This is a genomic window from Flavobacterium araucananum, assembly GCF_002222055.1.
GTDB classification, from domain to species: Bacteria; Bacteroidota; Bacteroidia; order Flavobacteriales; family Flavobacteriaceae; genus Flavobacterium; species Flavobacterium araucananum.
Window position 1 is genome coordinate 33,898 of sequence record NZ_MUGS01000003.1, and the last position, 12,869, is coordinate 46,766.

General features: G+C 34.4%; 12 protein-coding genes and 1 tRNA gene. 5 read left to right on the top strand and 8 right to left on the bottom strand.

Going from position 1 to position 12,869, the window contains the following annotated elements:
- Positions 1-145 precede the first annotated feature (145 nt).
- The 4 genes from B0A64_RS02540 to B0A64_RS02555 all read right to left on the bottom strand — a co-directional run bounded on the left by B0A64_RS02540 (position 146) and on the right by B0A64_RS02555 (position 3,623).
- Entirely contained in the window at positions 146-757 is a 612-nt protein-coding gene (locus tag B0A64_RS02540; protein WP_089477976.1) for a superoxide dismutase, read from the bottom strand.
- 138 nt (positions 758-895) lie between these two features.
- Entirely contained in the window at positions 896-1,522 is a 627-nt protein-coding gene (gene pth, locus B0A64_RS02545) for an aminoacyl-tRNA hydrolase (RefSeq protein ID WP_089477977.1), read from the bottom strand.
- A gap of 475 nt (positions 1,523-1,997) precedes the next feature.
- Positions 1,998-2,609 (bottom strand): 50S ribosomal protein L25/general stress protein Ctc, encoded by a 612-nt coding sequence (locus B0A64_RS02550; RefSeq protein WP_089477978.1) that lies wholly within the window; start codon positions 2,607-2,609, stop codon positions 1,998-2,000.
- 72 nt (positions 2,610-2,681) lie between these two features.
- Complete coding sequence (locus tag B0A64_RS02555) at positions 2,682-3,623, bottom strand: ribose-phosphate pyrophosphokinase (RefSeq protein WP_089477979.1); 942 nt, start codon at positions 3,621-3,623, stop codon at positions 2,682-2,684.
- Between the two features lie 301 nt (positions 3,624-3,924).
- Here B0A64_RS02555 and B0A64_RS02560 point away from each other — a divergent pair.
- A tRNA-Leu gene (locus tag B0A64_RS02560) sits at positions 3,925-4,004 on the top strand.
- Here B0A64_RS02560 and B0A64_RS25745 read toward each other — a convergent pair.
- The gene (locus B0A64_RS25745) at positions 3,958-5,526 is read right to left on the bottom strand and encodes a recombinase family protein (protein ID WP_394338341.1); all 1,569 of its coding nucleotides are present in this window, start codon (positions 5,524-5,526) and stop codon (positions 3,958-3,960) included. The genes B0A64_RS02560 and B0A64_RS25745 overlap by 47 nt on opposite strands.
- 779 nt (positions 5,527-6,305) lie before the next feature.
- Between B0A64_RS25745 and B0A64_RS25060 the strand changes: the two genes are divergently transcribed.
- From B0A64_RS25060 to B0A64_RS02575, 3 genes are all read left to right on the top strand, one after another.
- Positions 6,306-6,467, top strand: a complete 162-nt coding sequence (locus B0A64_RS25060) for a hypothetical protein (protein ID WP_165769744.1) — start codon at positions 6,306-6,308, stop codon at positions 6,465-6,467.
- A 215-nt stretch (positions 6,468-6,682) separates the two neighbouring features.
- A complete protein-coding gene (locus tag B0A64_RS02570) occupies positions 6,683-6,838 on the top strand; it encodes a YegP family protein (RefSeq protein WP_165769745.1) in 156 nt (51 codons plus the stop codon).
- Positions 6,839-7,054: 216 nt separating this feature from the next.
- Positions 7,055-7,651, top strand: coding sequence for a recombinase family protein (locus B0A64_RS02575; RefSeq protein ID WP_089477981.1), 597 nt, complete (start codon positions 7,055-7,057; stop codon positions 7,649-7,651).
- Between the two features lie 443 nt (positions 7,652-8,094).
- On the opposite strand, the gene B0A64_RS24875 is transcribed toward B0A64_RS02575, so the two are convergent.
- Positions 8,095-8,307: a hypothetical protein gene (locus B0A64_RS24875; RefSeq protein WP_123875868.1), complete on the bottom strand. Its 213-nt coding sequence runs from the start codon at positions 8,305-8,307 to the stop codon at positions 8,095-8,097.
- A gap of 974 nt (positions 8,308-9,281) precedes the next feature.
- Here B0A64_RS24875 and B0A64_RS02585 point away from each other — a divergent pair.
- The gene (locus B0A64_RS02585) at positions 9,282-11,201 is read left to right on the top strand and encodes a glycoside hydrolase family 97 protein (protein WP_089477983.1); all 1,920 of its coding nucleotides are present in this window, start codon (positions 9,282-9,284) and stop codon (positions 11,199-11,201) included.
- A gap of 11 nt (positions 11,202-11,212) precedes the next feature.
- On the opposite strand, the gene B0A64_RS02590 is transcribed toward B0A64_RS02585, so the two are convergent.
- Positions 11,213-11,677, bottom strand: a complete 465-nt coding sequence (locus B0A64_RS02590) for an OsmC family protein (protein ID WP_089477984.1) — start codon at positions 11,675-11,677, stop codon at positions 11,213-11,215.
- A 258-nt stretch (positions 11,678-11,935) separates the two neighbouring features.
- Entirely contained in the window at positions 11,936-12,814 is an 879-nt protein-coding gene (locus B0A64_RS02595; RefSeq protein WP_089477985.1) for an alpha/beta fold hydrolase, read from the bottom strand.
- Positions 12,815-12,869: the final 55 nt, after the last annotated feature.

A 12,869-nucleotide genomic window follows, 5' to 3' on the forward strand; every position in this document is an offset into this window, starting at 1 on the left:
GAAAGAGAATAGAAGAAAGAATAAAGATTATAGAGTACAGACGAGAAATGAAAAATACAGAAACAAAAAAAAAGACGAATAACCGTTAGGCCATTCGTCTTTTTTCTATAATCTTTATTCTATAATCTTTACTCTATTATCTAGACTATTTATCTAAAGCAAATCTTCTTGCAACTTCAGTCCAGTTAATTACACTAAAGAAAGCTTCAATATAATCAGGTCTTCTGTTTTGGTAGTTTAAGTAGTAAGCATGTTCCCAAACATCCATTCCTAAAATTGGAGTTCCACCGTTACCAGCAACTTCCGGCATTAATGGGTTGTCTTGATTTGGAGTACCTACAACTTCTAATTTACCTCCTTTTTGTACAGTCAACCAAGCCCATCCTGAACCAAATTGTGTTGCACCAGCTTTAGCAAATTTTGCTTTAAACTCATCAAAAGTTCCAAAAGAAGCCTCGATTGCAGCTAACAAATCACCTGTTGGCAATCCACCACCGTTTGGAGACATTACAGTCCAGAATAAATTGTGGTTGTAAAAACCTCCACCATTGTTACGAACTGCAGCATTTGATTTATCTAAATTGATTAAGATATTTTCGATTGTCTTACCTTCTAAATCTGTTCCTGCAATTGCAGCATTTAGATTTGTAGTGTAAGCATTGTGGTGTTTTGTATAATGGATTTCCATTGTACGAGCATCAATATGTGGTTCTAGTGCATCATATGCATAAGATAATTGTGGTAATTCAAAAGCCATGATATTATGATTTTATGATTTATAATAATTTATACCAAATTTAGACATTTAACTTTGGAATAGAAAATACTATTTCGTTATAATTAAATTAAATTCTTTTATAACTTGACTTTTTTATAGTTAAATATCTGTAATTCTTTACTTTCCGTTAAAAGTTGTCATGGTATTTTCTAAACCGGCAGTTCCAAATGATTTAATAATTTCTGAAGCCACTTCTAAACGCTCGGGTAATTTTGCTTTTTCTTCTTCGTCCCAATCTCCTAAAACGTAATCTATTTGTTGTCCTTTTTTGAACTGATCGCTAATGCCAAATCTAAAACGAGTGTATTGTTGTGTGTTTAAAACAAGATTGATATTCTTTAATCCGTTATGACCACCGTCACTACCTTTTGGCTTGATACGGATGGTTCCAAAAGACAGGTTTAAATCATCTGTAATAACCAAAATATTCTCTAACGGAATATTTTCTTTGTCCATCCAGTATTTTACCGCTTTACCACTTAAATTCATGTAAGTGTTTGGTTTAAGCAAGAAAAAGGTTCTCCCTTTAAATTTGTATTCTGCCAAAGCACCTAGTTTTGCGGTTTCGAAAGAAAGACTTTCTTTCCGGGCTAAAAAGTCCAGGACTTTAAATCCTATGTTGTGTCTTGTATTTACGTATTCGGCACCAATATTACCTAAGCCTACGATTAAATATTTCTTCATATTATCTATGTTCTCTTCTTTTTGTGTTGATGAAAACAGTTTTGTTATCCATTTTATCATGTTTGCAAAAGTATGATTAATTAGATAATGTGGCAATTAGATACTTAGATAATTTGAATTGGATTGTGATTTAACCGCGAAGAATGGCACGCGGATGACGCGGATTTGCACCTTTGTACCTCTGAACCTTTGTATCTCTTTTCTAATAAAAAACAAAACTTCTGGCTAGCCCTGACAGGAGCGGCATCCTTTTTCCTGTCCGCCGCGGCGGAGAGAAAAAGATATAGCGAATGGCAGGAACGTCTGGTCTTGAAAATCTGAAAGTTTTTGCTCCTGTAAAATTTGATAATTAGAAAATGTGTCAATGAGAGAATGTATTCTAACCGAAAAAAGCTTCGACTTCGCTCAGCCTGACAACTTAGACAATTTCAACCTAGATAACTTAGAACCTCAGTTCCTCAACAACTCAGAACCTTTAAAACAAAAAAAAGCCCCAATCTTTCGATTGAGGCTTTTTGTATTGAGTTGAAAAAAATTATTTTTTCTTTCCTTTTGCAGGAGCTTTTGCAGCTTTTGCAGCTTCTTGAGCAGCTTTCATAGCAGCACGAGAAATTCTTACCTGAGCAACAACTGTGTTCTCCGGGTGCATAACTTTGTATTCTGGAGAACCCACTTTAGTAACGTATAATTTGTTACCCATTTCAAGTGGAGTAATGTCAGCTTCAACAAAATCAGGAAGATCTTTAGGTAAAGCTTTAACTTTTAATTTACGTGTGTTTAAACGTAAAACACCACCTGCAAGAACACCTTTTGATGTACCAACAACTTTTACAGGAACTTCCATAGTGATTTCTTTGTCATCAAATAATTGAAAGAAGTCAATGTGTAAAATTTTATCAGATACCGGGTGAACCTGAATGTCTTGCAAAATTGCATTGAATGATTTTCCTTTTCCAAGCTCAATCACAACTGTGTGTGCGTTTGGAGTGTAAACCAAGGTTTTGAACGCTGCAGCGTCTGCTGAGAAGTGTACTGCTTGATTTCCTCCGTATAACACGCAAGGAACCGCTCCAGCATTACGTAAGGCTTTAGTTGACACTTTGCCCACGCTTTCTCTTTCTGATCCTTTAATTGTAATCGATTTCATTGTAAAAAAATATAGTTATTAATAAATATTCTAATTCTTATTGTAGTGAGATTGCGTTGTTACCCGCGATGACTACATTATAAATTTTCCACTGATGGAATTGTTGTGGTGCACCATGTGCATTACTTCAGCAAAAAGAGGTGCACAACTCACTACTCTGATTTTCTTTGATTCTTTCTTTAACGGGATTGAATCGGTAACTATTAACTCGCTTAATTTTGAGTTTTCTATTTTTTCGTATGCATCACCTGATAATATGGCGTGTGTACAAATTGCTCTTACGCTTAATGCTCCTTTTTCGATCATTAAATCTGCGGCTTTTGCTAATGTACCACCTGTATCGATCATGTCGTCTACTAATATTACGTTACGACCTTTTACTTCACCAATCAATTCCATAGTGTCGATAACGTTGGCTGCTTTTCTTTGTTTGTAACAGATTACTACATCTGATTCCAGAAACTTAGAGTAAGCATAAGCTCTTTTTGAACCTCCCATATCCGGAGATGCAATGGTTAGATTTTCTAAATTTAAACTTTTTACGTATGGTAAAAAGATTGTAGATGCAAATAAATGATCTACCGGTTTTTCGAAAAATCCCTGAATTTGATCTGCATGCAAATCCATTGTCATTACTCTTGTCGCTCCGGCAGCATCTAATAAATTAGCTACTAATTTTGCTCCAATCGGAACTCTTGGTTTGTCTTTTCTATCCTGTCTTGCCCAACCAAAATAAGGCATAACAGCTGTAATATGTCTTGCCGATGCGCGTTTTGCAGCATCAATCATTAGTAACAATTCCATCAAATTATCTGCAGTTGGAAAAGTTGAGCACACGATAAAAACGCGTAATCCTCTTATTGATTCTTCGTAAGATGGTTGAAATTCTCCATCACTATACGTTGACATCGTTACTTTCCCTAACGGAATTCCGTATTGTTCTGCAATTTTTTCTGCTAGATAAACACTTTTTGAACACGCAAAAATTTTAGCTTCTGGTTCTAGGTGCGACATTATAATTTGTTGTTTTTGCTCCGCTGCGCTCTGCACAATTCGGCTTTATGATTTTCGTAAAGCCAGACCTGTATAAATGCCTCGGGTGTAGTTAGTTGTGTGTGCGTCGTTTTAACGAGGTGCAAATTTAGAAAATTTATTGGACACTGAAAGGAAAAAATTAAGTATTTTTATTAGAATTTTTAATTTTATTTTTTACATTTGCACCGTGTTAAAGGAATAAGCACAGTTATGACATCATAATTACTTATTCTATTGCGTTAAAATAATTGATTTATTTGATTATTTTTTCGTCTGCTAAGCCCGGATGGCGGAATTGGTAGACGCGCTGGTCTCAAACACCTGTGGGAAACCGTGCCGGTTCGACTCCGGCTCCGGGTACTTTAACGGAAAAGCTGTCAAAAATGACAGCTTTTTCTTTTTTAAGCCTTTCCGAACCCTTGCTATTTCTAGTCAAAACGTTGATTACTTCATTCACTTGAGTGGTTCGACAATCATCATTTCCAAAAATTAGTTTTTGAGTAAAAATTGAACCCGCTACAATTCTTTTCTCATCATAATCTCCATTATGAAACAACCTATCCATGTTAGTAAGCAACTCAAGACCTGAATCCACAAACGTTTTCATTGAATCCGTCTTAGCACTAAGAACCTCAATTTCATTGTTCACAACACTTAACTTTCCATTGATACGTTCGATTATACTTTCGAATCTTTCCTTGCTAATATCACCACTTATAAGCTTATCCTCTGCATTTTCAATTTGAGATTTTAAAGCTCTTTGAGCCTCAAATTTCATTTCTAGCTGACTACTCTTGTCACCATTGATTTGAGACTCCGAATCTTTTAAAACAACCGAAAACAATTCTTTTATATTGTCATTTATCTGCAAACCAGTCAGAATATTTGCGATTTTAAGATGAGCATCATGAACCGAAACTCTTGTTTCACATTTATTCCTGCAATGGTAGTAAGCGTATTTCTTTGTCCTACCTGTAGAATTACTACCAGTTATCTGACTACCACAAACCTTACAAGTTAAAAAATCACGCATTGGAAAGTCATGATTCTTATGACTTGGCTTGATACCATGCCATCTTTTTCCTCTAAATACAGCTTGAACCTTATTAAATGTCTCCAAATCAATTAGAGCCTCGTGTTTACCGTCAACTACCATTGCTGGCTCCTTCTTGAATTCAGGAACTCTTATCTTACCTATATACACAATGTTCTTAAGAAGCTCGCTAAAAGCACTTTTTTTCAACTCCATTCCATCTTGCCTTAGCTTTTTCCTTATCGTCTCAACAGGCTCTATTCCCATAGCAACCTCTTTGAATGCTCGCTTCACCAACCAAGCATAATCATTAGGTTTAAGAGTGGATTTTTTTTGCTCATCCCTAAAGTTATCATACCCAAACGGAGCTTTTCCTGCAAAATAGCCATCTCTTTTCGCCTGATAAGTACCCGCAATTGTTCTACTAGAAATTTTATCTCTCTCGACCTCGCCAGCGGTTAGATAAATAGCTAGCACCATTTTATTATCTGAATTACTCGTATCTAAGTATTGCTCAGTCGCATTTAACTCAACTCCTATTGAATCAAACTCTCTCAATACGGTTAACGCTTGCTCCACGTTCCTTGAAAACCTATCCCATTTAGCAAAAAGAACCTTGTGTATTTCTTTCTTATTGGATTTTACATAAGTTTTCAACTTTGACCATTCAGGCCTATTGAAATTTTTAGCAGAGTGGTCTTCTCTGTAAACTTTGACAATATTATAGTTTCTTGAATCACAGTATCTCTTTAATGATTCTTCTTGATAATCCAAGCTAAAACCTTTTTGAGCTTGTTCGTCTGTACTTACACGACAGTAAATAACTACGTTTGTTTTTGAATTTTCCATGTTCTATTCTTTTATATCTTTTATTCTTTGATTTTATTGTTGAGCTGATTGTGGCACACCTCTGCCAGTTTATACAGTACATTTCTGATAATTTCTATTTCTGCATCTGTATAGCTTATTCCTTTTTTATTTAATATTTTTTTGCATTCAGTTAGACTTAACACTTTGTTTCTCAGTCGTCATTTTCCGATTTTTTAATTTGACGGTGGAATTCTCTTTATTTTTGGTCACAGCAAGACGACCTCTGTCCAAATCAGTCTCATAACCCGATTTAGATAAATTTTGCGCATAGAAGTTTCGTTTCAAACGAAATGAAACAAATAGCTGATTAGGCAAAAATGCCTATAATATGATTTTGTGTTTGTGCTGAAACCACTTTTTGAAGAACAAAGTGGAAATATAAGTTATCGTCTAAACAGTAAAAAACTGCCCTCATGCGGTTCTGAGTAATATTGTTAAAAAGGACTGATTAAAGAATCAGCTTATAACTTCTTAAGTGATATGTACGAAGGTACGAATTTATGGCGATATATGCAACCTAAATCTTGGATTATTGATATTAAAATACATGGAACCAATCAATTATGAATATCTCTATTTTTTTAAATATTATATTTGATTGAAAATCAAGCCTTTAAAATAAAAACACCTAAATTCTTGTTAAAATTCTTTGTAGAGTCGAATTTTTTTATTATATTTGCGCCGAATGAATTATGCCGAGTCTTCAATAAAGAAGTCGGCTTAAAATTTAAGTAGTATTAACCTTAAACATTTGTCAAATGAAAACAATTAATGTTTGTGTTAAAACTCGCCTCAGTTGCTGGGCAAAAATGATTTATGAATTATTAAAACCAAAACAAAAATGGCTAACACCCAAAAACCTTGGTGGAAAGAAACTTTATTTGTTCGAGTATGCTTGCAGGCGACTTCCGAATTATTAAAGTACATCTTTTCAAATCTATTGTAGAACTATTAGCAAGCCCAACTTCGGTTGGGTTCTTTAAATTCTAACAACATTGCAAAGATAATCACAGACCAGAGTAAAAATCAAACAAAAACAATATTATTTATCTATACAGAAATAGGCATACCATAATAAAAAACTATGGAAATATATAGGTAATTTTTAACTCACATATACAAAATATAATAAATTATGACAAAATATAGATTAGAAGTCTACACAGATACCGCTGGAAAATGGCGTTGGAGAGCAGTGTCCAGTAATGGTAAAACTCTAGGTTCAGCAGGGCAAGGTTTTGCTTCAAAACAAAGTGCTCAAAGAAATGCAGGATTAAATGGTTTCTTTTAATTTGTTCTTAGGCAAAGCAAAACAATTAGAAGAATCCAACCTCAATATCTCTTAATTGTTTTGCTTTCCTCTTCTTAATCAATACAGAGATGTACATTTTAAGAGCATGCTTCAAAATAGCACACCTTTTTTAGTTAAAAGCCTGGTTTTTAAGTGTATATTTTTGCCAGTCTAAAAATATACACTATATTTGTCCTGTAATCAATTATAAGCCAAATGTCAAAAGTAAAATACATCCGAGTTTCAACCGAAGAGCAAAACACAGGTCGACAAGAAGTAAACGCCAAAGAATTCTCGAAAATCTACATCGATAAAACATCGGGAGCAATCCAATTCATCGAACGAAAAGAAGCTAAGAAACTTTTAGCAGACATCGAAACTGGAATCGTTACCGAAATTCACATCGCATCAATCGACCGTCTTGGTAGAAACATCATCGATATTTTAACCATGGTAGAATTTTTCAACCATAAATCTATAAACCTATTTGTAGAAAATATCGGAATGTTTTCACTAATCGATAACAAACCGAACCCAAGCTTTAAAATGATTGTAAGTGTTTTAGGGAACGTTGCCGAAATGGAGCGTAATAACATGCTAGAACGCCAACGCCAAGGAATCGAGCTTGCCAAAGCCAAAGGCACTTATACTGGTCGCCTTTTTGGAACAAAAATGACCAACGAAGAAATTCTTACCAAATACAAGTCGGTTGTCCGTGAATTAAAAAATGGCGAATCTCTTAGGAGAGCATCAAAAATAGGTGGTTGTAGCTTAGGAACTGCACAGAAGATTCAAAGAATAATTACAGCATAAGTATTTTAAAACAAAAAGGGTCGTGCATTGCACAACCCTCTCGTTTTTCACGAAACACTTCACGCATCCCTTCGATGGAACGCTCCTTTTTAAGCTCTAAAACGATGTTTTTAAGAATAGCCGACAGAATAAATACTGGAGCATCTGCGTACCAAAAAGAACAAATATGTACCTAAAAATCTAAAAAAAATATTTTTACGATACCTCGCTTACATATCAGAAGACCCCATATTTCAAGAAAGCACACCCTCAAAAAGCTTAGAGGTAACGAGCAACTTGTTCCCAAATAGCAGGACGGGGTGCATCACCCTAACTGCTCTATTCTCTTCTTTATTTGCTCGATTTCCTTCTCTAGTTGTAACTTTTGTAACTGTTTTTGTAACTCTTGTTTTCGATACGGTTCGTTCTCAATAGAGATTTGCATTTGCTTTAACCTAATTTTATCATCCGTTGCTATTGCTTCCATCCTTTAGGTAATTAATCAAATACTCCTCTTCGAAAAGGAAATGGAGTTCGTTATTCTTTTTCAAAAGATTATACTCCTGAATCAAATGCCAATCATCTAAAATTGCATCTTCTTCATAAGTTCTAATGCAGTAATTGACCAACATCTTACGAAGCTTTGGATTGTACTTAAAGTCTTTAATTTCTATCATACTTAGTTTAATTTTTTTAATGTTATTATCTGACTACCATCCTTTTTTATGTAGTCCTTCCAACCATTTAAGTCGAAAATGACACTCTCATGATAACTTATTTGGCTGAATCCTAATTTGAAACAGTTGATTAGTTTCTTCTTATTCGAGCATCTGACATAGCAATGCAAATGATTTCGGTTGTTGCTCTTCTTTTGCTCGACCACATAATTAATCTCTAGTACGTCATCACCCATTTGTTCATAAGCAAATTTCATTACCACATCGATGTCAGATGTACTGTAATTTGTACACGGGTCGATGCTGAGTGCATAGTATTTGTTCTTTCTAGTTCGTTGAGGTTTGAACTTTGGAGCCAATAAATGGTGCACCCGCCATTCGCCATTTTTATTCTTGTGTAGCATGGTTTCGCTACAATTGTCTATTAGACTACTAATTATTCTTCTAACATTTCTAGTAGTCATCTCGTATTTACCACTAATTTCTTTTACTGTTAAGTATTCATTGTTTTGCATTTTTAGTTCTTATTAAACGCATCATATCTATTAGAGAATTGCTTAAATTCCCTTTGGACATGTTATTTTATTATAAATATCTCGGAAAACTGGAAAAGTTCCTTCGGACATAAAATATTTATCCACAATCATAATTGAATTGGAATAAATTGTAAATAGTTTGTGTGAATGTTTTTTGATTGGTCGGTCGACCGTTGTTCTAAAGGTTTTTATTCCTAGTCAACAACTTATAGGCGTAGGACAATTTCTTCAAATCTTCTACAAAAAGATTCGATAATTCAACTGTAAATGGTACAAAAACCTCTTCGAAAGAAGAGGTTTTTTTGGTTTTACCCCATTCTCTTTCCTTCAGATCCCAACCTCAACTCCTCCATTTCCAGCCCATTAAATTATTCGCAACTAGTAATTTATATTAAAATAATTTCATTATGTTTGTAAGTGTAAAATAAACACTTAACTATGAAAAAACTATTATTACTAACCATTTTTGGGATATTTCTCAATTCATTTGCTCAAAAAAAACCGAATTCATTTTTTACAAATTCTGAGAAGACTCTAAAAGTAGCATTTGAAATGAATACCAAAAACACGCCAACGTACACTATTTTATATCAGGATAAAGTTGTGCTTAATACCTCCGAATTGGGAATTATCCGTGAAGACGCTAATTTTTATACAGATCTAAAAGTCATTAAAATTTCTGATGCTAAAAAAGTAACGGATCACTACTCGATGCTTCAGGGTAAAAGAAAAGATATTTCCTATTCTGCCAATCAATATATTGTAAGCCTTCAGAATTCGAAAAGTGAAATCATGGAAATCATTTTTCAGCTTTCGAAAGATGGTGTTGCGCTTCGATACCAATTTCCGTCAACTTCAAAAGAATTGAAAAAGATAGTGGAAGAAAAAACATCTTATAACTTTGATTCTTCGGCGAAAGCCTGGTTACAGCCTATGTCTAAAGCTAAATCGGGCTGGAAAGAAACCAATCCGGCATACGAAGAACATTATGCCATGGGCGTTCCTTTAAGTACAAAACCTGCATTTGGTGAAGGTTGGGTTTATCCGGCTCTTTTTGAAACGAACAACAATTGGATTTTGATTACAGAAACCGGTTTACACAACAAATACTGTGGCACACGATTGGTTTATAACGACAATGCAAAAGCGATGCAGGTGACTTTTCCTCAAAAGGAAGAAGTTTTTCCAAATGGTGCTTTGAATCCGGAATCCCAATTGCCCTGGATTACGCCTTGGCGCATTATCACCATTGGTTCTTTGAACACGATTACCGAAAGTACTTTAGGAACAGATTTGTCCGATCCTGCTATCAAAATGGATACCTCTTTTATAAAAAGCGGACTTTCATCCTGGAGTTGGGTTTTATTAAAAGATGATTCTGTAAACTATGAAACCACGCATCAGTTTATTGAATATGCTTCTAAAATGAATTGGCCCTATTGTTTGATTGATGCAGATTGGGATACCAGAATTGGCTACGAGAAAATGAAAGAATTAGTGGATTTTGCCAAAACCAAAAACGTAAAATTATTGGTTTGGTACAATTCATCAGGTGCCTGGAACAGTACTGAATATCACCCTAAGAATAAATTACTGACGCATGAAAACAGGGCTTTTGAATTTAAAAGGCTTAATGATTTAGGTATTGCCGGAATTAAAGTTGATTTCTTTGGTGGCGACGGACAATCGATGATTGCATATTATCACGATATGCTAAAAGATGCTTCCCATTATAAATTAATGATCAATCTTCATGGAGCGACTTTGCCTCGAGGATGGCAACGTACATATCCAAATTTACTAACTACAGAAGCTGTAAAAGGTTATGAGTACATTACTTTCGATCAAAATATTGCCAATCTGGAACCAAGCCATTGTGCGATGCTGCCTTTTGCCAGAAATGCTTTTGATCCAATGGATTTTACGCCAATGGCTCTGGATAAAATTCCGAATATTAATAGAATAACAACTCCGGCTTTTGAACTGGCTCTGCCTGTTTTATTCTTATCCGGTATTCAACATATTGCTGAAATTCCGGAAGGAATGGCAAAAATGCCTGCTTATGTTGTTGATTATTTAAAAGATATCCCAACAAATTGGGACGACTCAAAATTCATTGCCGGTTTTCCAGGAAAATATATTGTAATGGCCAGAAGAAGCGGAAACACCTGGCACATTGTGGGTATTAATGGCGAAAATTCTCCAAAAGAAATTGAAGTCGATTTGTCTTTTGTAAAAAATCAAAAAGGGTTTATTGTCCTTGAAGATGAGAATGGTTTTAAACAAGAATCCATTTCAAAAAACCAAAAACTGACCCTGAAAATGAAACCTTATGGTGGTTTTGTCGTTAAGATATAAAGTTTTTTTCCTCATATAAGTTCACAACTCGCGTTATGCAATACAGGAAAATTGCAAGAATTAGCGATAAAACACAATTGATTTGCTTTTGTGTGCAATTGTATCGCTAAGTCAATTTTATCAGGATTTAAAATCTTTGCTTTAGGATTTAATCTGACTTCTGTAAAACGCCCGCTGCCGTCAGGAGAAACTTCGAGTATTGCTTCGGCATTATCTGAATATTCCAGAACTTCTATTTCGTTTTGAGAACATACGTATAAATAGGACATCATGTGACAAGAAACCAAACTGCTCAAAAGCAAATCTTCGGGATTGTATAATTCAGGATCACCTTTGAAAGCTTTTGCTGCCGAAACATCTAAAACAGGTTTACCTTCAATTTTTATTTGATGGCTTTTGTTGTAAACCCTCTTTGTTGAATCTTCCTGCTCTTTGTTTGAAGTCCAGTTTATTGCTGCTTTGAATAAATGTTTCATTTCGCTTTCATTTTCTATTGCGAAGTTAAGATTTTATAAGTTGTAAATGAATTAATCCCGCAAAGTCGCAGAGACGCAAAGTTTTTTCTGCCACGAATTTCACTAATTTTTACTAATTAAACTGAGTAGAGTTTACTAAATCAATTCGTGCTAATTTGTGAAATTCGTGGCGAAAACTTTATCCATAAAAAAACCTCAAAAGAATCACTTTCGAGGTTTTTAGAGAATTATTAAACGAATAAAACTTTGAGTCTGTTTTTATTTATCCCATTTAGTCCAATCCGAATCTGATCTTTTAAACGGTTCTGATAAAAACTTATTTGCTATTGCATTAAATACTTCCGGACTTGAAGCCGGTGCAAAATGGGTTTCTCCAGGCATAATGCATAACTGTGCCTTAGGTATGTTTTCGAAAATTTCAACTGTATGCTCATTTCTGATTACGTCTCTATCTCCAGCTATTACAAGAACTTTTGCTTTAATTTTTGATAAATCTTTAGTTGCAATAGTAGGTTGATATATCAAAAGTCCGGCAAGTTGTTTCATTAGATTCCAATTCTCGCTAGTATCTTTTTCTTTAATTTTTGAAACAATCATTTTTTTCAAGTTCTGAACATCTTTTGTCGCCCATGAATAAATAGCAGTAGAATCAGGTCGTAAATTGGCACCCATTGCTACGATTTTCTTTATTTTTGACTTCCCTGAAATCCCCATTTGCAAACCAACAATTCCTCCATCACTCCATCCAATAATACTTATCGAATCCAGTTTTAAATGATTGACTAATGCTTCAGTATCTTTTGTCATTTGGACAAATGTTAAAGAATCTGTTTTTAACTCTGATTTGCCTTGTCCTCTACTATCGGCAGCAATAACTCTGTATTTACTTTTAAAATAATCAATTTGATTTCCCATCGATTCAATACTTCCTCCATTTCCGTGAATCAATAACAAAGGTTCCCCTTTTCCATATTCTTCATAATAAATTTTAGCTCCATTGAGTTCGACAAATTTTCCAACAGCCGTATTTTTACCATAAGGCGTGTCAAATTTAAAATTCATCTGAACCTGAGCATTTGCAATTCCAAATACTGAAAATGTTAATAAAAGAAGTAATAATTTAATTGGGTTTTTCATAATTAAAGGGTTTTTAGGATAGTTATTACGCTAATGTAAGAAATAATTTAACAAA